This is a genomic window from Capnocytophaga sputigena (assembly GCF_002302495.1).
GTDB lineage: Bacteria > Bacteroidota > Bacteroidia > Flavobacteriales > Flavobacteriaceae > Capnocytophaga > Capnocytophaga sputigena.
The window spans coordinates 1,853,700-1,876,602 of sequence record NZ_CP022379.1 but is presented as its reverse complement, the minus strand read 5'-3'; the positions used below and the strand labels follow the sequence as shown (position 1 = coordinate 1,876,602).

General features: G+C 41.0%; 24 protein-coding genes. 8 read left to right on the top strand and 16 right to left on the bottom strand.

Annotation, left to right across the window (positions count from 1 at the left end; translation table 11 throughout):
* Window positions 1–3 precede the first annotated feature (3 nt).
* Window positions 4–741 (top strand): porin family protein, encoded by a 738-nt coding sequence (locus CGC57_RS08280; RefSeq protein WP_095898763.1) that lies wholly within the window; start codon window positions 4–6, stop codon window positions 739–741.
* Between the two features lie 18 nt (window positions 742–759).
* Complete coding sequence (locus CGC57_RS08275; protein ID WP_095898762.1) at window positions 760–1,557, top strand: porin family protein; 798 nt, start codon at window positions 760–762, stop codon at window positions 1,555–1,557.
* Window positions 1,558–1,563: 6 nt separating this feature from the next.
* Here the strand turns inward: CGC57_RS08275 and CGC57_RS08270 are convergent, their stop codons facing one another.
* The 11 genes from CGC57_RS08270 to nrfH all read right to left on the bottom strand — a co-directional run bounded on the left by CGC57_RS08270 (window position 1,564) and on the right by nrfH (window position 10,788).
* The gene (locus tag CGC57_RS08270; RefSeq protein WP_095898761.1) at window positions 1,564–2,283 is read right to left on the bottom strand and encodes a 3'-5' exonuclease; all 720 of its coding nucleotides are present in this window, start codon (window positions 2,281–2,283) and stop codon (window positions 1,564–1,566) included.
* A complete protein-coding gene (gene trmB, locus CGC57_RS08265; protein ID WP_095898760.1) occupies window positions 2,283–2,963 on the bottom strand; it encodes a tRNA (guanosine(46)-N7)-methyltransferase TrmB in 681 nt (226 codons plus the stop codon). The genes CGC57_RS08270 and trmB overlap by 1 nt, the downstream gene beginning before the upstream one ends.
* A 51-nt stretch (window positions 2,964–3,014) precedes the next feature.
* Entirely contained in the window at window positions 3,015–3,974 is a 960-nt protein-coding gene (locus tag CGC57_RS08260) for a cation diffusion facilitator family transporter (protein ID WP_095898759.1), read from the bottom strand.
* Window positions 3,975–4,330: 356 nt separating this feature from the next.
* The gene (locus CGC57_RS08255) at window positions 4,331–4,774 is read right to left on the bottom strand and encodes a hypothetical protein (protein ID WP_002677920.1); all 444 of its coding nucleotides are present in this window, start codon (window positions 4,772–4,774) and stop codon (window positions 4,331–4,333) included.
* The gene (locus CGC57_RS08250) at window positions 4,771–5,304 is read right to left on the bottom strand and encodes a glycoside hydrolase family 73 protein (protein ID WP_095898758.1); all 534 of its coding nucleotides are present in this window, start codon (window positions 5,302–5,304) and stop codon (window positions 4,771–4,773) included. Before CGC57_RS08250 ends, CGC57_RS08255 begins: the two co-directional genes overlap by 4 nt.
* A complete protein-coding gene (locus CGC57_RS08245; RefSeq protein ID WP_198537255.1) occupies window positions 5,301–5,570 on the bottom strand; it encodes a cell wall anchor protein in 270 nt (89 codons plus the stop codon). Before CGC57_RS08245 ends, CGC57_RS08250 begins: the two co-directional genes overlap by 4 nt.
* A 158-nt stretch (window positions 5,571–5,728) precedes the next feature.
* Window positions 5,729–6,310 carry a DUF502 domain-containing protein gene (locus tag CGC57_RS08240; protein ID WP_095898757.1) on the bottom strand — a complete coding sequence of 194 codons (582 nt, stop codon included), beginning with the start codon at window positions 6,308–6,310 and terminating at the stop codon, window positions 5,729–5,731.
* Window positions 6,311–6,550: 240 nt separating this feature from the next.
* Entirely contained in the window at window positions 6,551–7,345 is a 795-nt protein-coding gene (ccsA, locus tag CGC57_RS08235) for a cytochrome c biogenesis protein CcsA (RefSeq protein WP_002677844.1), read from the bottom strand.
* A 24-nt stretch (window positions 7,346–7,369) separates the two neighbouring features.
* Window positions 7,370–8,593: a cytochrome c biogenesis ResB family protein gene (locus CGC57_RS08230; RefSeq protein ID WP_002677692.1), complete on the bottom strand. Its 1,224-nt coding sequence runs from the start codon at window positions 8,591–8,593 to the stop codon at window positions 7,370–7,372.
* A gap of 84 nt (window positions 8,594–8,677) precedes the next feature.
* Window positions 8,678–10,144 (bottom strand): ammonia-forming cytochrome c nitrite reductase, encoded by a 1,467-nt coding sequence (gene nrfA / locus CGC57_RS08225; RefSeq protein ID WP_095898756.1) that lies wholly within the window; start codon window positions 10,142–10,144, stop codon window positions 8,678–8,680.
* A gap of 26 nt (window positions 10,145–10,170) precedes the next feature.
* Window positions 10,171–10,788: a cytochrome c nitrite reductase small subunit gene (gene nrfH / locus CGC57_RS08220; protein ID WP_095898755.1), complete on the bottom strand. Its 618-nt coding sequence runs from the start codon at window positions 10,786–10,788 to the stop codon at window positions 10,171–10,173.
* Window positions 10,789–10,972: 184 nt separating this feature from the next.
* Here nrfH and CGC57_RS08215 point away from each other — a divergent pair, with 184 nt between their 5' ends.
* Window positions 10,973–12,319, top strand: coding sequence for an alginate export family protein (locus CGC57_RS08215; RefSeq protein ID WP_095898754.1), 1,347 nt, complete (start codon window positions 10,973–10,975; stop codon window positions 12,317–12,319).
* A 111-nt stretch (window positions 12,320–12,430) separates the two neighbouring features.
* On the opposite strand, the gene CGC57_RS08210 is transcribed toward CGC57_RS08215, so the two are convergent.
* The 5 genes from CGC57_RS08210 to CGC57_RS08190 all read right to left on the bottom strand — a co-directional run bounded on the left by CGC57_RS08210 (window position 12,431) and on the right by CGC57_RS08190 (window position 15,645).
* A complete protein-coding gene (locus tag CGC57_RS08210; RefSeq protein ID WP_095898753.1) occupies window positions 12,431–12,796 on the bottom strand; it encodes a phage holin family protein in 366 nt (121 codons plus the stop codon).
* A complete protein-coding gene (locus CGC57_RS08205) occupies window positions 12,784–13,551 on the bottom strand; it encodes an alpha/beta fold hydrolase (RefSeq protein WP_198537264.1) in 768 nt (255 codons plus the stop codon). The genes CGC57_RS08210 and CGC57_RS08205 overlap by 13 nt, the downstream gene beginning before the upstream one ends.
* 35 nt (window positions 13,552–13,586) lie before the next feature.
* Complete coding sequence (locus tag CGC57_RS08200; protein ID WP_095898751.1) at window positions 13,587–13,910, bottom strand: DMT family transporter; 324 nt, start codon at window positions 13,908–13,910, stop codon at window positions 13,587–13,589.
* A gap of 9 nt (window positions 13,911–13,919) precedes the next feature.
* The gene (locus tag CGC57_RS08195) at window positions 13,920–14,972 is read right to left on the bottom strand and encodes an RluA family pseudouridine synthase (protein WP_095898750.1); all 1,053 of its coding nucleotides are present in this window, start codon (window positions 14,970–14,972) and stop codon (window positions 13,920–13,922) included.
* 64 nt (window positions 14,973–15,036) lie between these two features.
* Window positions 15,037–15,645 (bottom strand): PASTA domain-containing protein, encoded by a 609-nt coding sequence (locus CGC57_RS08190; protein WP_095898749.1) that lies wholly within the window; start codon window positions 15,643–15,645, stop codon window positions 15,037–15,039.
* Between the two features lie 110 nt (window positions 15,646–15,755).
* On the opposite strand from CGC57_RS08190, the gene CGC57_RS08185 reads away from it, so the two are divergent.
* The 5 genes from CGC57_RS08185 (at window position 15,756) to CGC57_RS08165 (ending at window position 22,897) form a co-directional block, all read left to right on the top strand.
* The gene (locus CGC57_RS08185) at window positions 15,756–16,436 is read left to right on the top strand and encodes a hypothetical protein (RefSeq protein WP_095898748.1); all 681 of its coding nucleotides are present in this window, start codon (window positions 15,756–15,758) and stop codon (window positions 16,434–16,436) included.
* 293 nt (window positions 16,437–16,729) lie between these two features.
* Window positions 16,730–19,771 carry a SusC/RagA family TonB-linked outer membrane protein gene (locus tag CGC57_RS08180; protein WP_306303982.1) on the top strand — a complete coding sequence of 1,014 codons (3,042 nt, stop codon included), beginning with the start codon at window positions 16,730–16,732 and terminating at the stop codon, window positions 19,769–19,771.
* 52 nt (window positions 19,772–19,823) lie between these two features.
* Window positions 19,824–21,215: a RagB/SusD family nutrient uptake outer membrane protein gene (locus CGC57_RS08175; protein WP_095899486.1), complete on the top strand. Its 1,392-nt coding sequence runs from the start codon at window positions 19,824–19,826 to the stop codon at window positions 21,213–21,215.
* 70 nt (window positions 21,216–21,285) lie between these two features.
* Window positions 21,286–21,549: a SemiSWEET family transporter gene (locus CGC57_RS08170; RefSeq protein ID WP_002677774.1), complete on the top strand. Its 264-nt coding sequence runs from the start codon at window positions 21,286–21,288 to the stop codon at window positions 21,547–21,549.
* Window positions 21,550–21,772: 223 nt separating this feature from the next.
* A complete protein-coding gene (locus tag CGC57_RS08165) occupies window positions 21,773–22,897 on the top strand; it encodes an adenylate kinase (RefSeq protein WP_095898746.1) in 1,125 nt (374 codons plus the stop codon).
* Window positions 22,898–22,903 lie beyond the last annotated feature (6 nt).

Here is a 22,903-nt window from a genome sequence, read left to right as displayed (position 1 = left end):
ATTATGAAACGCTTTTTAACTACAATTTTATGGCTTTGCGCTGCTTATTTGGGCTTTGCGCAAACCGCGATAGGGGTAAAAGTAACTGACCCACTATCGGCTGTTAGCTTAGCAGCTCCTCTATATACAGCAACCAATGTTGATCTAAAAAACTACAATGCCTTTGTTAGCCTTGGAGGCTTTGTTCGTATTCCTCTAAAAGAACATTGGGTTTTACAAAGTGAATTGCTTTTTAAGCACGAAGCTGTGCGTTTTAGAATAGAGAATAGCAGCAAAGATTCTTATTATAGATTTGAATATTTGGACGTGCCTTTCTTAGTACAATACGAAGGCAAGAAAGCTATTAGAGGTTTTGGTTTTGTAGGTTTTTCACCTAAATTTCTCATTACTTCTTCTTTTTATGATGCTTCTAAGAGCGTTACTTACGGAGGGAGTTCGCAATTCAATACGGTGATGATGATGGGACATATAGGAGGAGGTGTGCTATTTGAGCGCCCTAAATGGATTTACACAGTTGATGCCCGTTTTTCTACCAGCATAACGAACTTAGCTTCAGGAAGCCATACAGAATATATCAATTTTGATAAAGCGAGAACATTTGTGTTTGGCATTTCGTTAGGTGCAGGCTATAAATTCTCTAAAAAGAAAAACAATACTCCTCCTACTGAAGAAATCGTAGCTCCTACTGAAGAGGTAGTAACTCCTACTGAAGAAGTAAATAAGGAACCTATAACCGAATAATCTTTAACTAAATATATTATGAAACGCTTTTTAACTACAATTTTATGGCTTTGCGCTGCTTATTTGGGCTTTGCGCAAACCGCGATAGGGGTGAAAATCAATAGCCCTGCAAGTACTTTTACGATTATTACTCCTATACAATCAATGGAGGGGTATAATGTGGAGTATTTTGGAAAGACAGGCGTAGTGAACTCTGGGTTATTTTTGCGAATGCCTATCAAAACTCACTTTGCTTCACAAATAGAATTGATGTACAAGCGCGAAGCAATTCCGTATCGCCCTGAAGGCTCAGATTTAAAATTGCAAGACCGCCGTCACATTCGTTTTGATTACTTAGAAATGCCTTTCTTATTGCAATTTGAGGGCAAGAAATGGTTTAGAGGCTTTGGACAAATAGGATTAGCTCCTAAAGTTTTGCTTTTGGCTTCATATTCTGAAAAACAGAACAGTGAGAAGTTCAATATGACACAATATTTCAATAAAATATTGTTTACTTTTCACGTAGGTGGAGGAGTGATGTGGGAGATACCTAAATGGATATTCACCGCTGATGCTCGTTTTTCTATGAACCTCACCCCTATCACCGATCAAGAACACGTTCCTCATCTCTATTTTAAAGATGCTAAAAGTTACTACTTCGCTATTTCTATAGGCGCAGGCTTAAAACTTCCTAAAAACAAAAATGAAGAACCAGCTATTCAAGAGCCGGTATATCCTTCAAGTGAAGAGCCCGTATACCAAGAAGTGAAAGAAGAGCCTATACCTCAAGAAGCGAAAGAAGAGGCTGCTCCTCAAGAAGTAAAAGAGACTGAATAACGCTTATTATCTTCCTAAAATCAAGATTTCATCATCATCTAAAAGGGTATCATTGCGGAATCGCAGAAGAATTTGCGCAACCGTAATGGTATCTTTTTCGCAATAAGTAGCTATACGGTCGATATCACCTTCGTTGTAGAACACATTGCGCACTTCGCTGCCATCAATATCGTCTTTAGGAGAGGGAATGCCTAAAATATGAGCTAAGAGTTTCAGTGAAGTATAGTGTTTGTAATCGCCGAACTTCCACATTTCCATCGTATCGAGATGAGGAATTTCCCAAGGCTTTTTGCCAAAGAGCTGTAGCTTTTGCGGAATCTCTATTCCATTGATTATCATACGTCGGGAGATATATGGAAAATCAAACTCCTTGCCATTATGGGCGCAAAATAATTTATTAGGGCGTGAAAAATGTTCGTTTACTAATCTGCCGAAATCTTCTAACAGATTCTTTTCTTCACCCGTGAACGAGGTAACCCTAAAGGTGCGTTGCTGATGCCGGAATGAAAAATACCCTACTGATATGCACACAATTTTCCCAAACTCAGCCCAAATACCTGCGCGGTCGTAGAATTCTTCGGCAGAGAACTCTTCCTTGCGTTGGTAACGCGTTTTTTCTTCCCAAAGCATTTGAGCTTCAACCGACAATTCGCTGTACTGCTGGTGTAACGGTACAGTTTCTATATCCAAAAAAAGTATGTCGTCTAAGTTGAGTTTGTGAAGCATTACTGTTTTTTTATCTGAAAACGAATATAGGTAATGGGTTTGCCTTGTTCTAAATAGAACTGTTCGTAGAAGGTTTTAATTTCGGTTACTTCTGGGGGTACGCCATCACTATTGTAGATATTGTGATTCGCATAAAGCACTTTATGCCCTGCTCCGTGTAACAATCCCAAGGTATAACCGTGCATAAACTCACTATCGGTTTTGAGGTGCACATAGCCATCGGGGGCAAGGATATGCTCGTAACGCGCGAGAAAATCGGCGTTTGTGAGGCGGTGTTTGGTGCGTTTGTATTTTATTTGCGGATCGGGGAAAGTAATCCATATTTCACTCACTTCGCCTGAAGCAAAACATTTTTCAATGAGTTCTATTTGAGTGCGGAGGAAAGCTACATTGGCAATATTTTCTTCTATAGCGTTTTTGGCACCTCGCCAAAAACGCGCGCCTTTGATGTCTATTCCTATGAAATTCTTCTCGGGATGACGTTTGGCTAACCCTACTGAATACTCGCCTTTGCCACAGCCCAATTCTAAAACTATAGGGTGATTATTCTTGAAATAGAGTTCATTCCAACGTCCTTTATAAGCAAAAGCATCGGTGAGGACTTCCTCACGTGAGGGCTGAATTACATTGGCAAAAGTTTTATTTTCTTCGAATCGTTTGAGTTTATTTTTGCTTCCCATAGGTAAGTGAAAAGTGAATAGTGTTAGGGCGGCAAAGATAGCAATATTTTTTTAATTACAATTTTCTTCTTTGCAATGGCAATTCTCAGTATCTATTTCAAAAGTGCTGTGGGTAATACCTTCGTGAGAAAGGGTGTGTTTCAGTTCGGCTTTGATGGTCATAAATTCTTTTAGCGTAATGCATTCTTTGAGTACCAAATGGGCTGTTAAAGCATTTTGCGCACTACTGAGCGCCCATATATGCAGGTGATGCACACTTTCTACCATAGGGTGTTGTTCTATCAGTTGCTGAATATGAGCTTGGTTTATATTCTGAGGTACGCCATCTAAAATCAGTTTTACACTTTCTTTTAAGAGCCCCCAAGTAGAGAAGAGAATCACGATTCCCACCATAAAACTACTGATAGGATCGGCGATATACCAACCGGTAAAGTATATTATCGCTCCTGAGACAATCACTCCTACCGACACTAAAGCATCGAGTAGCAGGTGCAGAAAAGCCCCTTTGATATTGATATCAGTTTGCTGACCTTTATAGAAGAGAAAAGCCGACACCCCATTGATAATCACCCCTATGAAAGCTGTAATCATAATAGCAGTTCCTGCCATTTCGGGTGGATTGGAGAGACGTTCAAAGGCTTCGATAAAGATTTTTATCACAATATATATCAGCAGTACCGCATTGATAAGTGAGGCAAGAATAGAAGCCTTTTTGTAGCCATAAGTGTATAGCTGGGTAGCAGCGCGGTGAGTGAGTTTCAGCCCGATAAGAGAAATCACCAAACTGGCGACATCACTCAAATTATGACTGGCATCGGAAATTAGCGCCAGCGAATCAACTCTAAAACCTACTATAAATTCGATAAGGGTATAGAGCAAATTCAAGCCTATACCTATATAGAAGGCACGATTCAGCGCACTTAAATCGGTTACGGTGTGATGATGATGGTGGTGATCGTGATGATCGTGATCGTGGTGATGATCGTGATCGTGGTTGTGTAAATGTTCCATAATAGTAATTTTAGGTAAGAGATAAGAGGTAAGAATTGGGGCAAAGTTACAAAATTATTTAGAAATAATCTCTGTTTAGAGGTGTTTTTTCATAGCCTAACCTCCGCTGGAGATGTTTTGGAGAATCTCAGAGAATCTTGGAGAATCTCAGAGAATCTTGGAAAATCTCGGAGGTGGGAAGGGTGGTGTAAATAGTTTTTTGTGTGTAGGTATGGGCGTTTGCAAAACGCCCATACAATGTAACTAAAAATGATTGATTATTTAGGTAATCAACTGATGATTTAGGAGTTTTTGGAGAATCTCAGAGAATCTTGGAGAATCTCGGAGGTGGAAAGGGTGGTGTAAATAGTTTTTTTCTATTTCTTTAGAATATATTTTTTGTATTGGTAATAGGCGATAGCTACTAAAATAAGTGCGATTAGCCAATAAGTTTTTGGGGTTAGCCCGAAATTGTGTTCTTTTTGTTTGAGTGATTGATGTTGGTGGAAATTCAGTACTTTTTGACGAGCTTGGTGCATTTCTTTCTGTTGCAGGCTGTCGGTGCGCTCACGCAAGTGTTTTACGTGGGTAGTGCTGTGGAGTTGCACTTGGGTATGCCCTGTGCTGTCCTTAAACGCCTCAAGTGTGAGATGTACTTCTTGTAGGCCACTGAGCCATTCTACGGTGTGCAAGACTGCTGTTTGTTGGCGGTAGAGACTATCTATTTGCTCACGTATTTGGAGGGTTTCAGTTTGTTTTAGCTTATGTGTTTTGCAGGAGAATAGTAATAAAAAAGGCAATAAAAAGAGAATTTGTTTCATTTTGAGAGTTGTTTTATGATTTTTTTGAGTTGGGTTGCATAATCGGGGGCAGTAGCGTAGCCTGCACGAGCAATAGCTTCAGCAAATAAGTATGGGTCGGTTTTGACTTTTAGAGCCTCGGCGTAGCGGGGATTGTGCAGGAAAAACAGGGCGTGATCGGTAAAGCAGGCTTCGGGAGTGGGGTATTTTTTGAACCAGTCTTTCACCTTATAGGTGTATTTGCCATCGGTGCGCTTGGTAACGCTTAGCACTTCGGGGAATTTTTGTAATGCAGGGTTGCGCTGATAAGTTTCCCAATCACAAGAGAGCACTTCGGTAGTTACTAATAATTGTCGGTCATCAGCGGAGGTATTTGCTTTGGCTTTTACACCAAAGAACATATTACCAGGGGCGTGTGTTCCCCAAGCACTTTCCAAGGCTGCTTGTGCCAAAATAAAGAGGTGTGAGATGCCTGTTTTGCGTTCAGTTTCGATTGCATAAGGCTTGTAGGTAACTACAAAATGTGCGATTTGTTGTTCGTTGTTTGTCATTTTCTAAGTTGTTTTAAAAGGTTTTCGATAGAAGTTTCGAGTTCTTTGATGCGTAGGTTAGCCTCTTTAAGGTCGGCAATGGCTTTGGCGTATTTTTCGCCTAAGTCATCAATCATTTCGCGATAGATATGTATCGCTTTATCTACATTGTCTAATTCGCTGGCTTGTAGTTCCACGCGTTGTTTAGGGCGACCGAAGAGCCAGCCTGCCCATCCTGAGAGCAAAAGCCCTATAAAAGTGATGAATTGTTCTTTGAGAAGTTCCATTTTCTTTTTGATTTGTGATGCAAAATTGAGGAGTTTTGAAGAAGTGCACAAATAGTTGTAACGAGTGGTTACAAGATTGTTACAAGGGAGAAGTAGGGAATAAAAAAAGCGCGAGCTATGAAGCTCGCGCCTTTAATTATTAGGTATTCTCTAATGAGTTATCCTTTCTTAATTGTTGTAATTCCGCCGCTTAGGGCAAATTCCATCGCTTTTTGGGCAGTAAAGCCTTCGGCGGGTTTTACATTCTCGGCAGAAGTAACAATCACCCAACCCGAAATAGCATACGAATGGGGCAAATATACGCTCACCATTCCCTCGAGATTGACAAAATCCATTGACGACTGGGTAAGAAAACCTATGCGCCATACCTCGGGGGTTTCGTTTACACGTACCCACACTGGATTGGAGAACTTGCGTTTATCGCCTACAAATGATGCTAAGACATCTTTGATAGATGAATAGATGATTTTTACCCCAGGGATATGTGCCACCAAATAATCTAACAAACCTACCAATAGTTTCCCTAAAATGAGACGGCTACCTATAAATCCAATGATGGCTGTGCCTAATAGGACTAATGCGAACACTAAACCTGGGTAATCCTTAGAGAGGTCGGGGACGAGGTTATCGACACTTTTGAATATTGACCAAATAATCCAAATAGTAGCACTGAGAGGTCCTATGATAAGTATCCCTTGAAAAAAGTATTTGATAAAAGTACTGAAATAGTGTTTTTTCATTGTTGTAATTTGCTGATTTTGCCAATTTAACCATTGGCAGTAATGCAAAAATAGCACTATTTTTCTAAATAGGAAAATTTTTCTTGCAAGGGAGAGTTTTTGGAGTTCTAGGAGTTTTCAGAGGTTTCTGGAGCGATTGAAGTTTTTGTAGTTGCATAAAATTAGATTGTGGATAGAATAGATTAAATTGTTTTATACAAAAAAAAGCTGCTAAGCGGGGTACTTAACAGCTTTTATTATTTATCCAGAATAGGTATGTACACTCATTTGTGCCGTTGGCAAGTAGTTTACACCAAACCAGCAAACAAGGAGTAGTATAAAGGCAATTCCTACGATAAGGAAACTCTGAAAAGGTTTCTTTTCTTTGTGATTGTACTTGTGGTGGAGATATACCAAATAGCCAAGCCAAGTGATAAATGCCCAAGTTTCTTTAGGGTCCCACGTCCAATAATGTCCCCACGCTTCTTTTGCCCAAAGAGCTCCAAAAAGCAATCCAAAGGTGAGAAATACATAACCTATTTTTACGAGTTGGTCGATGACAGTAAAGATTGATTGTACTTCTTGTCCTTTTTTATAGCGATAAATGCCATAGAAAGCAGTGAGTGAAGCCATCCCTAACATTGCATAAGCAAAGATATACACGATTACGTGTGGAATGAACCACACGCTCTGCAAGGCAGGCATTAGGGCTTTGTTCATTGTATCGGGGTGGGTATAGGTAAGTACTATAAATACAATCCCCATTACAGCTGAATAGCTGAGCATCCACTTTTGGCGATAGAGCCAATAGATGGCACAGCCTATGAGTCCCATAAAGAATGCGTACCAAATACGTGTTTCGGCAAGGGTGCGCAAGGGCGGACGATCTAAGTTTTGCCACAAGGCAACAATAAAGACTCCAATGGTTAGGGTAGCTACTAAATGAGCTGTAATACTGAGGTTTCTAAGAGCTTTACTTTTACTATAGATAAGCGTTCCGGAAAGTAACCATAGGGCTACTGAAATATATGTTATAAGATTGAAATAATGCCACATAGTTTAGAAAATAGGAATTAGGAGTTAGGAATTAGATGTTTGTTTTTTAGTTTTTACTTCAAAGAGGAGGGCAATACCTCCGGCAAGTAGTAAGAAAATTCCTACATAAACGACAGGTAACCAAGGGTCGGAGATGAGTTCGACGACACTGAGTTCTGACCAGCGTCCCATACGTTCATCGTAACTCAATTGGTAAATGCGCCAACCACCTACGCTGATAGGGTGGTTTACTTCTATTTTTTCTTCGAGTACTTCGTTTATATGATCTTTTTGATATATCAATACATCGGATTGGAATTTGCGTGCTTCGGCAGGCGCCATTACCAAGGTATGTTCATCATCTAAATGAATGGCACGAGGTGAGAATTGGAAGTTACCAGCTGAAATCCAATCGGTTTTCTTTTTATGAGTACGGAGGTCTTCTACGGTTACTTTGGCTGCATTGGTCGCACCCCACATCGTGTGATTGACATAAGTACTATCGGTATCGGGGATTGCCTTTTCGAGGTATTGGTGAAGAGTAATTTTCCAATTGAGCAGGGTCATACTCTCACCTTGTTTTTCGAGCATAAAGCCTATAGGTTTTTCGTGAGGCAGTGCTGAGCCTGTGCTATCGATAACAAATAGTTTATTAGGATAAATATCTATACTAAACTCTTTGAGTTCCATAGCGATAGGCAGTTGTACTACACGATTATCATCGGTAGTTGCACGCCATTCGAGTTTATCCTTGTAAAGGTTCATTTTCAAGCGAATGATGTCACCTTGTCCTAATACCCCAGCAAACATTGTAAGCCATAAGCCAAAGTGATTAAGAAGGAAAGGAATGTTTTTGCGTTGATAAACCATTGAGCGTTTGAGGATAGAAAACCAGAGGTTCATCAGTGCTAATACGAAAACGATGCCGAAGTACCAAGTTTTGGTAAGGTCGTCTAATCCTAATTTGCCTAGAAAGCTATTTGCTACTTCTTGAGGATTCACATTGATACTCCCCAAGCCGATGGTGAGTATTCCAAGAGTTGCAACTGTAACAATTGCAAAAGGCGCCGAAGAAAAGCGCACGATGAAGTTTGTTTTTCTAAAGATAAAATATACAGCTGTAGTGATTACTACGAAGGCAAAGCCTTCTATCACATTGTAAGGAAAACTAAACCAACTTTTGCTGATACTTCCTAAGGTAAGTTGCAGTATCAACCCTATGATAAGGGACACACACGCAACCAAAATAGCGAAAGGATATTGTTTCATTAGTTAGGTAAGAGATAAGAGGTAAGAAATAGGGGCGAATTGCCATTCGCCCCTACATCGTTATTTATTATTGGTAATTTGTTATTATTTTTGGGTTACTAAGCGTCCTTTTTCTTTGGCTTCTTTAATCCATTTAGGAACGATAGTTTCTAAGAATTTTTTCTTAGCAGCTTCTTCTTTAGGGATATCTAGACCAATTTCTTTTTGAGCTTTAGCTTTAGTACTGATATCAGGCATTACGAAAGCTGTTTTGATGTTTAGTTTTTCTTTAAGCACATCTAAATTATTTTCAGCTTGATAAGCATAGATAAGACCATCGCTAAGGAGGCGTTCAGATTCGATAGGAGCGTGGAAAGCGGCACCGTGTGAAGAGTGTACCATATCCCAACGCCATTGTGATTTGCGGATAAGTGCCAAAGTAGGTTTCATTTGTTCTTCAGTAGCACCGTTATCCCACAAGAATTTAGCTTTGAAGTGTACTTTTGCTAATTGTTTTTCGAGTTTCATACGCATACCATATACAGCATCTTGGCGATCGTATACGTTTTTCACCAATTCTTCTTCACTTTGGCGGTGACAAGTTTGGCAGCTTGCTGACACATTGCGCAATGGACTGCTGATTTGGTGATCAGAGAATTTTACAGCACCATCAGTTTTGTAAGGCATGTGGCAATCGGCACAAGAAACGCCACGTTGTCCGTGGATACCGAGTTGAGAAAGTTCATAATCAGGGTGTTGTGCTTTGAGGATAGGAGTACGGCTAAGAGAGTGAACATAGTCAGTCCAACCTTCTTTATCGTAATATTCTTCCATTTTTTCAACAGTCATTCCTTCATCCCAAGGGAAAGTAAGATATTTTTTATCACCTTTGAAGTAGTACTCTACGTGGCATTGCGCACAAACGAGAGAGCGCATTTCTTGGTGAGTAGCTTTATTGATGTCACGACCTTGACGTTTGAAAGCTTCTTGTAAAGCCAATTGTTTTACTTGTAATTTCATAGTTTTGGTATCGTGGCAAGTAGCACAACCGATAGGGTTTACGATTTGGCTACCCCATTGATCCCAAGGAGCACTATAGTAAGTTTCAGCACCTACTTCTTTCATAAGGCGAGGCACATCAGGGCTTTTACAAGTCCAACAAGTACCTGGTTGAGGAGAGTGGGTAGAATCAGTAGGCGCGCCAGTACGAAGGATTTTAGTAACATCCTCAATAGCGTGCATGTGTCCGCGAGGAGCGTTATATTCCTTAGAGAAAGCATAACCAGCCCAAAGGATTACCATTTCGGGGCGCAAAGCGAGCAAATCATCATCTTGACTGCTCATATACCTAGAGCGGAATGTAGTGTCGGCAGTTGCTGCCCACGAAGCGTATTCACGAGGATAGAACGGTTCAAAGAGCTCGTTTTTGCATTCCTGATCGGGGAGGTTATTACCGCCTCTTGCGATAAACTGAGCTTCTGAAGATCTATTCATTATTGAATTAGCCAATAGTCCTAACAAAAAGGTAACTACTGCTAATAAACCTGCAATTAACCAATGTTTCTTTTTCATCGCTGTATAAATTATATTTCGTTTTTTTAATTTGTTGATTTTTCTTTATTTTTGACCATATTATCAAGCCATTCAGGGGTGTTGTTTGGCATATTACTAATAATAGGTACGGGTGAATGAGGAGCTGAATTGAGTCCGCGTACACGGCTGTGAGGCACTTCGCGGTGGCAGTCCCAGCAGAGTCGCCCGTTATCGGCGTGAGCCATTTCGGCAGTTACCTTTCCTGCTTGTACTTCACTTACCAAAGTACTATGGCAGCGGATACAGTTTTCTTGTACTACCTTTTGCCCTGGGGAGTGCATTTTAATCACTTGAGGTTCCAAGCGGAAAGTGAACATCGTGGCGTGGCGCAGACCGTCGTTCGCTTTGAAATAGTATTTGCGAAAAACGTTGTCGTGAGGCACGTGGCAATCGTTACACACGGTATTGCGACCGTGAGAGGAGTGCATCCACGTAGCGTACTCAGGCTCCATAATATGGCAGTTCACACACGCCTTAGGGTCGTCGGACAGATAGGAGTGCGCTTTGGATATATAGAATATGTATCCTCCAAGCCCTATCAGTATCCCTACTAATGATGGAATCAAGAATCGAAACCATCGTCCTTTTTTAGTAGATTGGGTGTTGTTATTCGTTGTCGCCATTATATAAAAAAATGTTTTTTCGTTGTTTTTCGTTGCAAATGTAAAATACTTTCTATACATTTGCAAATGAAAACGATAGGATTACGTTACTTTATTGTAAGTCTAAATAAGGTTAATTTATTCCTGTCTAATTTTCAATATATTAACCTTTTTAAATGTAAAAAATTCAAAGAAATTTATACCTATGAAAAAACATTTATTATCAATTTTTGCTTTGGGCACAACTTTCGTTTTGTACCCCACTTTGGCAACTGCTCAAGAAGAGTTACCACCACCTCCACCGATGGAAGAAATGGCACCTCCCCCACCCCCTAATGAGTTTACATTATCGGCACAATTGCGTCCGCGTTTTGAGTATCGCAATGGAGCTTACAAGCCAATTCAAGAAGGAGAAGCACCTGCTATCCTCACTAACAATCGCGTTCGCTTGAATTTTGACTACAAGCACACCGACCGCCTACACCTATATATATCACTACAAAATGTGAATGTATGGGGACAAGCACCTCAAATACAATCATTTGATAGAACTGGTGGTATGTCGGTTTTCGAGGCTTACGCCGAATTTCCTCTCGTTAATACCCTCAGTGCAAAAGTAGGTAGACAAGTGATTGTGCTGGACGATGACCGTATTTTTGGTTCTCTTGATTGGCACCCTGCAGGTCGTAGTCACGATGCTGTGAGCTTGAATTGGAACGCTTGTGACCAATGGACACTACGCAGCTTCTTTGCTTACAACCAAGGAATTGCTTCAGGAACAATGAATGTAAACACCCCTAATGGAGTACATTTCCAAGGAGGACAAGATTACCAACACCTTGAAGCAGTTCACTCTCACCACAAATTTAGCGAAGACCAAAAATTATCTCTCTTGTTTGCTAACTTAGGTTACCGCGTTAATAATGGTACAAACTATAATATGCAAACATTTGGAGCACACTACACTGGCAAAAGTGACGACTTGAGTTATGGCGCTTCTGCTTATTTGCAAACTGGTAAAAATGCGAAAGGACAAGACAAGAGCGCTTATATGTTTGCAGTGAATGCAGGCTACAAGTTCTCTCCTATTTTCAGTTTAGCAGCTGGAGTAGACTACCTTAGTGGCACAGCTACTCCTACCTCTAACACAACAGATAAAACTTTTGATCCATTCAGTGGTACCAACCACAAGTTCTACGGCTTTATGGATTATTACTATGTAGGTTTTACTCCTTCTGCAGGTTTGCTTAATCCTTACCTTACTGCTAATGTACGCACTGGTGAGAAGAGCAACCTCAGCGCTACTTTCCACTATTTTGCACCTGCTGCTAAGTTTGAAACTGACAAAAAACACAGCAGCTATGGCAGTGAAATCGATTTGGTGTATAACCTAAAAGTACAACCTTTTATCGGACTACAATTAGGTTACTCTACTTACTTTGCTAACGATGGCACTAAAGCCCTTAAAAACACCCCTAACCAACGTGGTTACCAAGACTGGTTTTGGTGTAGCTTGAACATCAATCCTAAGTTGTTTTCAGCGATGTTTTAAAGTGAATAATAACTCATAACAAAAAAAGGATAGCTCTCCACTGAAAGCTATCCTTTTTATTTTTCACTCTATCTATTATGATAAATATTGATGAGCAAATAAATTTTGTATTTACTTCTTATTTGCGATTGCTTGTTCAAAAGGGGTGATTGTAATGTTTTGCGCGAGTAATAAACAAGTACTAAACATCAAAGCTCCATAAAAACCATAAACTTTGAAGCCTCCTACAATCAGTGAGGTGAAAAATACCATTATAGCACTGTTTAAAAACATTGTAAGCCCAAAAGTAAGTTCGGCGATAGGCATCAACAAATAGTCTAACAGCGGACGCACATAGGCGTTCAAGCAGGAAAGCACAAAGGCTGCAAGTATGGCTGTGGAATACCCCTCGATGGTAGCGCCTACATTCAAAATACACAATAGGAATATAAGCGTTGCCGAAATTATTAGATATACAAAATATTTTAGGAATTGCATAAAAATTGTATCGTTTTATCGTAAAATTCAGTAGGATTTTGGGCGTGAAGCCAATGTCCTGCCTTACTCACAGTCTCTATAATAGCGTGAGGAAAATGAGTATAAATAAGTTGCTCATCTTCAGGCATTACATATTCAGAATACTCACCTTTGAGAAAGAGTGTTTTACCATTGTACACATTGCTATCCGGCAATTCAGCTCCTATCTCACTCTCATTGGCAATAAGCGCTGAAAGGTTCAGGCGTAAGCCTAAATGCCCAGGGGTTTCCCAATAGAGATTTTTGAGCAAGAACTGACGGGTGCCTATATCACTCACATAGGCAGCAAGTGCTTTATCAGCCTCTACACGCGAGGTTATTTTATTAAAATCAAGAGATGCTAATCCTCGTAATATTTGTTCGTGATGAGGTGGAAAATATTTAGGTGCCATATCGGCAACGATGAGTGAGAGTACTTTTTCGGGATATTCAGTAGCAAAAAGCATTGCTGTTTTGCCTCCCATAGAGTGTCCCATTAAATGAAACGCCTCCAACTGATGCGCTTCGGCATATTGCAATAAATCTTGTACCATTAGCGGATAGCTAAAATCATCGCTGTGGAAGCTGCGACCGTGATTGCGTTGGTCTAACAAATGCAGTTGAAAACCTGCTTCGGCATATTTAAGCGCTAAGGAACGCCAATTATCGGACATTCCTAAGAATCCGTGTAAAATCACGAAGGGAGTTCCTTCTCCTATAATTTGAGAGTGTAATATCATAATTTCAATTAACAATTAACAATTAATAATAGCTAATTTGTTAGTTTCAGTCCGATAATGGAGCTGATAAGGGTCACCAGAAACACTACACGCCAGAGAGTTATGGGTTCTTTGAAAAAAAGCATTCCTACCACTACGGAGCCTACTGCTCCTATACCTGTCCATACAGCATAAGCTGTACCTAAAGGGAGAGTTTTGGTGGCTTTCATCATCAGCCACATACTCAGTGAAAATGCAATAGCAAAAAGTGTATACCACAAGAAACTCTGTCTGCCAATAGTCTCACGTGCTTTACCCATACTAAACACAAAAAGAACTTCAAAAAGTCCTGCTAACACAAGATATATCCAAGCCATATTAGGGGGTTAGGGATTAGAAATTAGTTTATAGGAACGCCATTTTTCGATACATGCCTGCATATCATCGGGGAGTTCGCTATCAAAACTCATAAATTCGTGGGTTACAGGATGCTCAAAACCTAATGTTTTAGCGTGTAGGGCTTGCCGAGGTAATACGGAAAAACAATTCTCTACAAATTGTTTATATTTAGCAAAGGTAGTACCTTTCAGTATTTTGTCGCCGCCATAACGCTCGTCGTTGAAAAGGGTATGTCCTATGTGTTTTAAATGTACCCTGATTTGGTGAGTGCGCCCTGTTTCTAATCGGCAGGACACAAGGGTTACATAACCAAAACGCTCTAAGACTTTGTAATGTGTTACTGCCTCTTTGCCGTGAGAACCATCGGGGAAAACATCCATTTGCAAACGATCTTTCAAGTGTCGCCCTATATGCCCTCGCACAGTTCCCTCATCTTCTTCTATATTACCCCACACTAGGGCAATGTACTCACGCTGGGTAGTTTTATAAAAAAACTGTTGGGTGAGATGTAACATAGCCTCTTCAGTTTTGGCAATTACCAATAGTCCGCTAGTATCTTTATCAATGCGATGCACCAATCCAGGGCGATTGCTGCTGTTGTTAGGTAAATGCTCAAAATGATACACTAATGCATTGATGAGCGTTCCGCTATAGTTGCCGTGCCCTGGGTGTACTACCATACCCGCAGGTTTATTCACTACGAGCAACGCATCATCTTCATATACAATATTTAAAGGGATATTCTCGGGCACTAACAAATCCTCGTGTGGAGGGTGAGAGAGGAGTACCTTCACCACATCGTTAGCCTTCACACGGTGATTAGCTTTCACCGGTTCACCATTTACAAAAATATTCCCCTGTTTAGCTGCTTGTTGTACCTTGTTGCGAGTTGCATTTTCTACAAAATTCATCAAAAACTTATCCACACGCAAAGGTTCTTGTCCCTTGCCTGCTGTAAATGAATAATGTTCGTAGAGTTCGGGAGCTCCCTCGTCATCTGGTTCTAAATCGTCTACTAAATCTTCTTCGTACAAAGTCATAGAATTTTTAGAGATTGTTTTGGATTAATTTGTTGTAATTGAGGATAGAAACTTAAGTAAAACGCTAATCGCCCATCAGTTCCTCTATCGGTATCTCGTTGGGAATTGTATCACGCGTTTCAAAGCCATTACCACAAATCAAGTCTATACGTGAAGTTTTCACTAACTTATCACCTGGTTGCACTGGCTTGCCATTGTATTGCATCTCAAGTACCATATCCTTACCGATATTATCCACATAAGTTACTTGCCCAATAGTAAGCCCCACCGATTGCAGAGTAGCTTCAGCATTCCGGCGTGTTACTTGTATCACCTTGGGAACAGTTACTTTGTGGTAACCCTTAGGATTGAGCGTGAGATATATTTTGCGATTGTACTTCACTCGCTCATTAGGCTCAGGACTCTGACTGATAACTGATAACGGTGGAAATGAAGGATTGTACTCGGTAGAATCGATTACCTCACAGCGCAAATCTTGTTCTTCCAGAAGGATTTGCACTTCGGTAAGGCTTTTATTAGTAAGATCGGGGACTACCACAAACTTACCGTGAGCCGTATAGAGTTGCAAAAATTTGAGTGATATCCACACCAATAACACCACTGCTACTGCTGCAAAAAGCAGTTGCCAAGCGATTTGTTTTCCTGATTTTTTAAAAAATTCTTTGAAGTTCATAACTTTGCAAAGTATTGTTACAGACGGCAAAGATATAAAATAATTGACAATTAACAATTGATAATTAACAAATTATTCTTACTTTTGCAATCTAAAAACTTATCCATAAAATGAATACACGCTTTATAACAATGTCTATCTTAGGGCTCGCTCTTACTGCTTGCCAAAATACTCCTCAAGAAATACCCGTCGCCGAAGATGCTCTTGCTAATACTGAATTAGCTGAAGCACAACGCAATAAATCAAAAGAAGACAATCCTTTTGAGCAGATGAACAACAACACTACGCAGGCTACTCTACCTTCTACCCCTACAGGAGTAACCCTTAATCCTCCTCACGGACAGCCAGGACACCGTTGTGACATTGCAGTAGGCGCTCCACTGCCCAACGACGGCAATGTAGTTGCTCAAGCACAATCTCAAGCTCACCCTGTATCGCAAGGAGACGCGATGCCCGTAGTTTCAGGCGGTATGCCTCAACAAGTGGTGCAAGTGCAACAACCTCAAGCCCAACAGAGTTATGTAGGACCTAAGGGCGAAAAACTCAATCCTCCTCACGGACAGCCAGGACACCGCTGTGATATACCTGTAGGAGCACCCCTCAATAGCAAACCTGCTGCCCAGCCAGCTGCCGCTCAACCACAAGTAACCCAACAGCAAATTGTAATCGACCCTCAACAAGCACAACAACACACGGGCACTACCGAGCCTGGTTTTTCGGGCAAACCTAATCCACCACACGGACAACCAGGACACCGTTGCGATATTGCTGTAGGAGCGACTTTACCTTAATTAAAAATTAACAATTATTAATTAACAAGCTGCAATGTAAAATTGAGAAGAGGTTACTTAAACTTTCATATCAATTTTACCCATAAACTTTGTCGAAATCTATAACACAACTAGTGTTGAGATTTCGACAAAGTTTTTTATTTAGTTTATTTCAAAATAGCTTGCACACTTCAATTCTATTTAGTACTTTTGCCGCCATTAAAAAAACAATCTCATTTTTTATACTACTACCCCACTAATAACTAATATTTATGAAAAAATATCTAATCGCGTGCGCGCTCTTGCCTTGTGGTATGGCAATGGGGCAGGCGCCTGTCACTCCTAAGGACAGTATCATACAACTGTCATCGGTTGATGTAGTAGCTACTGGCTACCAAAATCTTCACAAAGAGCAAACTACTTCGGCTTATACCGAAATTAAGCCTTCACAAATCAATCGGCAAATCAATGCTACTCTCAAAGATGTGATAGAAGGGCAAGTTGCAGGTTTGCGTTTCACAAAAGACCCTTCTACGGGTAAAGAAGTTCCTATCTTGCGCGGTGTAGGCACTTTCTCGGGCAATGTAGGGTATACCCCTCTCGTTGTAATAGACAATATCCCTACTGACATTCCGTTAGAGAACATCAACCCACAAGACATAGAATCAGTAACTGTACTAAAAGATGCTGCTGCTACCGCTATCTACGGGGTGCGGGCTGCCAATGGGGTGATTGTAATCGTTACCAAAAAAGGATTGCATAACGGTTTACGCATCAATGTAAATACCGACCTTTTCTACACTTTCAAGCCCAATGTAGACCGTATGCACTACGCTTCTACCTCCGACCTCATCGACCTTGAAACAGCTTTCTACCAAAGCAAATTAGCGGATAGCAATGGCAATGTAGACAATCTTTTTGCTTCGTATGGAGAAATTGGGGGCAGACAAACCGTGCGATACTACTCGCCCCTCTTCCAGCTCTACCGCGACCAAGCCAAAGGAAAAATCAGCGCTCAGGAGGTGAATAGCACTCTCAACACTTGGCGCAACCGCGATTACGTCCGCGACTTCAAACGTTATGTGTGGCAACCTATCATCAGCAAACGCTATAATATAAGCGTAGAAAGTGGCAATAACCGCAGTCAGAACTACGCTTCGTTGCAATATGAAGACACCGATGAGCGCATCATTACCGAAAAAACTCGCGCTCTCAACCTCTATTTAAAAAATACTTATCAGCTCACCTCTTGGCTCAAAAGTACTATAGGGGTAAACGGCAGGTATACTGCTATTGATGCTGTAGCCGAACCAATGCGCAGTGCTTATACCAATCCGCTAGGGCAAGCTCGTTACACCTCAGTATTAGGTACCAATCCGTATGCAGGGTTTAATTTAGTAGCCCCTATCAACGGTCATATTTTAGAACAAATTGCCGGTAACGATGCTTTTCGTCCGTATAGCTTCAATTTATTAGAATCAATCGCGCAAGAACACCAAAAACAACACACTCTCAACTTGCGTCCGTTTGTAAATCTGCAAGTATCTATACTCAAAGGGTTACAATACCAAAGTTATTTTCAGTACGAACTGAACACTTACGACAGCGAAACTTTCTTAGGCAAAGACACTTACTATATGCGTTTACGCCATAACCAATTGGTAAAACAAGACGCTACTACTCAAAAATTCTCTTCAGAACTACCTGAAGGTGGTTATTACGAGCAACACAAGAAACAAACACAGCATTATACCTTCCGTCAGCAGTTAGATTTCAATCGCACTTTTGCCCAAGCGCACAATGTAAGCGCTTTAGTAGGTTTTGAGATGCGCCAACACTACACTCCGCGCAATATTGCTGAAGCTCATTACGGCTATGATGAGCAAACCCTCTCCTTCCCTACCCTCAATTGGAAAGACCTCTACAACCCTGGGGTAACTTCTTATCTCTATGGCAGGCAATCACTATCGCTAAATCGCAATCAGCAAAGTGAAACCAAACACCGCTTTATTTCTTTTTACAGCACATTAGGCTATTCGTACCGCCAAAAATACAACCTCACAGGGAGTTTGCGTGTAGATCAAGCTGATATGTTTGGGGCAGACCCTAAGTACAAATACCGTCCGCTTTGGTCGGTAGGTGGTAGCTGGAATTTGCATCGCGAAGATTTCTTCAACATCAATGATATTAACTTGCTAAAATTGCGTGTTACCTATGGTATCAGCGGGAATGTAGATCAAACCACTACCCCTTTCTTGCGCGGGCGCTTACTTACTGATGTGCGTGGTGCTTACCCTTCTCTACAGTATTTGCATTTCAACGATACCGATTTGCCTAACCCTAAATTGCGTTGGGAAAAGACTGAAACTGCTAATATAGGTATTGACTTTGGTATGTGGCATTGGCTCTCAGGAAGTATTGACCTCTACCGTCGTTATAGTTCTGACTTATTGGTTCTTACCGAACTCGACCCTACCGTAGGGGCTCAACGACGCCTGATCAACAACGGAGCTTTGCTAAACAAAGGTATAGAAGTGAGTTTGAACGCTACACGCAAATTAGCTGACGATTTGCAACTTAGCATAGGAACTACCTTTGCCTACAACAAAAATACGATTGAAAAAGTGAGCAGCAAGCCTACCAATGCTGTAGAATATGCTCGCAATCCTTTGCTATACTACCGCGAAGGTGATGATTTCAACTCGCTATACGCTTACCGATACAAGGAAACTACCAATGGCTACCCTGTTTATTTAGATGAAAATGGCAATCCTAACACTACTTTCGATGCCAATGGCGTACCTACTATCAAAGATATTAAAAATGAAGATGCCCTTGTACGATTAGGAACGATGAATCCCACTTTCAATGGGGCGCTCAACTTGCAACTGCGCTACAAAGTTTTTGAAGTCTCTACTATGTTTGTTTACGCTGGCGGACATAAACTTCGCAAAGATACCTATTCCATCAACCAAGAAAACGAAACCCACCGCGATATCAACCAGCGTTGGACAGCAACTAACCCTACTGATATGCCGCGTATGTCGTTTGACTATCCAGCCGCTTTGAGACGCACCGCCAACACGGTGAATACGCTTTGGCAACTCGGCGATAACCACGTGGTAAATGCCGATTACCTCAAATGGCGCAACATAGCTTTTGCTTGTTATATCCCTAAAGATATTTGCGAGAAATTGGGCTTGCAAAATGCCAAAGTTACCGCTCAGCTCAACAACCTGCTCACTTGGAGTGCTGCTGGCAATGACATAGACCCCGAAGCTTATAATCTCAACACTGGCACACGCTCTTTGCCCATAGCAACCACTGCCCTCTTTGGCATCTCATTTAGCTTTTAGTCGTAGCAGCCGTAGCACGGCAGGCAGTTTTTTATATCTTAATAATTTTACAATGAAAAGAATCATAATCACAATAATATTCAGCGCATTGTTTTTCAGTGCTTGCGAAAAATATACCGACCTTACCCCTAAAGGTGAAAAGATTATCAACACTGCTGAGGAATACTACGATTTGGTAGTATTTCCCACTAAAAACTACCCTCCTTTTAACTTCCGTACTTTGGTAGACGACAATTGGGTGAAAGAGAGTAGCATCGTTGGGAAAAGTCCCGATCTAAACAGCATCAACTTCTATTATGAGGAAAGTGCCCCACGTGCCGATTACATCGAGTCATCAGCCTTTTATAACAATGTATATAGTTATATCAACAGGTGGAATATGATTATCTCTACCATTGATTATTCCAAAGGCGATACCTCACTAAAAGCACGTGCCAAAGCTGAAGCCCGCTTGCTAAGAGCTTTTGACTACTTTATGCTGGTAAACGTCTATGCCAAAGGCTATAACCCAGCTACAGCAGCTACCGATGGCGGGGTGTGCCTAATGCGTGAATTTGATTTAGAAGCCCATCCTACTAAAGCTACCGTAAAAGAAGTGTACGACTTTATTCAGGAAGACATCGAGGCAGCCTTGCCCCTTTTGCAAGCACAGCCCGTGAATATATATCACCCCTCTTTAGCTTTCGGTTATGCACTGAAAGCCAGAGTACATCTCTTCCGAAGAGAATACCAGCAAGCATTGGCAGCCGCCCAAAAGAGTCTGTCATACAACAAACAACTGATAGATATGGTAGCTTATGAGGCTAACCCAACCAATATTACGATAGACAAAAACCCCGAAGTGCTCAACTTAGCCTATATGAACGGATATACCGAGATGAACATTTGGTACATCTACCCCGTGAGTCCTGAGTTTTGCAATCTTTTTGATGCGACAAACGATATGCGTTTCAAGCTCTTCTTCAAGAAAAACCACCGCTATGCTGATGTAGGTTCAGGTGCAGCCAACTGGGATATGCCCGCCACTAAATTCTTCTACCCTACTGTAGGGATGAAAACAGGCGAAATGTATCTTACTATGGCTGAATGCCAAGCGCGTTTGGGCGACCTCAACGGGGCAATGCAAACCGTAAATACCCTCCGCAGCAAGCGTGTGAAAGGCAGTGGTGCAGCCCTTGCAACCCCTGCTACCACCGAGGAAACGGTAAAACTCATCATCGATGAGCGCCGCCGAGAGCTAGCTATGGGCTTTAATCGCTTTTTTGATTTAAAACGATTGAACACCGAGCCTGCTTATGCTAAAACCTTGCAACGCACTTTCCCTTTGGTGAATACCACTGTACCCCAACGCACTTATACCCTACCTCCTAACTCCCCTATGTATATCGTTCCTTTTCCTAAAGATGTAATGGACAAAAACCCTTCACTCACACAGAATTATTAGAATGGTAGTTAGTTATTTAATGAAAATCATTATTTTTGTATTTTAAAAATCATACAAATTAAATAATAAAATGGAAAACGGAAAACTTTTTACTATTTTAGGTTGGGTAGCTACCGCTACTGCCATAGGAATGTATGTATCATATATTCCACAGATTAGTGACAATCTTGCTGGACACAAAGGCAACCCTATACAGCCTTTGGTGGCAGCGATTAACTGCTCACTTTGGGTAGCTTATGGTTTACTGAAGAAACCCAAACGCGATTATCCTGTTGCCATTGCCAATGCTCCTGGGATTATCTTTGGGCTTTTAGCTTTTGCAACAGCATTATAGCATTTTCAGTCACACAGTTTTCAAAATATCATTTGGCGCGAGTTTTTAACCCGCGCCAATTTATTTTATACTCTTCAAGATATATTATAGGCACAATTATTGTGCATTTATTAAAAATGATTACCTTTGCACTTTCTTTCAACAAGATATAAAAGACAACAAAAAATTAGCATACTAACTCCCACCCCCTAACATCCTAACAACTAAACACTAACAGCTACATATGGAACTGATTAAAATAAACGATAAGACCTTTGAGCCTTACGTATCCGCCGAAGAACTCAACCAAATTGCCGAACGAATGGCAAGTGAGGTTTACCAAGACCTACAAGAGTCCCGACCTATATTTATTGCAGTGCTCAACGGCTCTTTTATGTTTGCTGCCGACTTCCTAAGGCACTACAAAGGCGAATGTGAAATATCATTCGTGAAAATGGCATCCTATCAAGGCACCCAGTCCACCGGAAAAATACACCAACTCATCGGACTTTCTACCCCAGTGGAAGGACGCGATGTGGTAATCTTGGAAGATATTATTGACACTGGTAATACCTTAGAAGAAATTTACCGACTATTTGAAAACCAAAAGGTAAAATCTTTCCGCATCGCTACCCTATTCTTCAAACCCGATGCCTACAAAAAAGACCTCAAAATAGACTATGTAGGCAAACCTATCCCTAATCGCTTTATCGTGGGCTACGGCTTAGATTTCGATGAGATAGCGCGCAACCTACCCCAAGTATATCAATTAAACACTTCATTAACGATGACAAATTTAGTACTTTTCGGCAAACCAGGGGCTGGCAAAGGCACCCAAGCCGCATTTTTGAAAGACAAATACAACTTAGTACACATCTCTACCGGCGATCTACTCAGAGCAGAGAAAGAAAAAGGTACAGAATTAGGAAAAATTGCAGAATCATACTCTAAAAGAGGTATGTTAGCTCCAGATGAAATAACTATTAAAATTCTTGAAAAAGAAGTAGAGAGTCACCCTGAAGCTGAAGGATTCCTCTTTGATGGTTTTCCACGTACCTTAGCACAAGCTGAAGTTCTTGATGCTTTCTTAGAAAGTAAAGGTATGCGCATTCACGGTACCCTTGGACTAGAAGCTGATGAAGAAGCTCTTATTCCTCGTATAATAGAAAGAGGTAAAGTGAGCGGTCGCGCTGATGATCAAGATGAAGAAAAAATCCGAAAACGTTTCAGCGAATACAACGAAAAAACTGCCCCTCTTATCGCTTTCTATCAAGCACAAGGCAAATACCACCCTATCAATGGTATTGGTACTATCGAAGAAATTACTACTCGCCTCTCTGAAACTATCGACAAAATTAAAGCTGAATAATCCCCA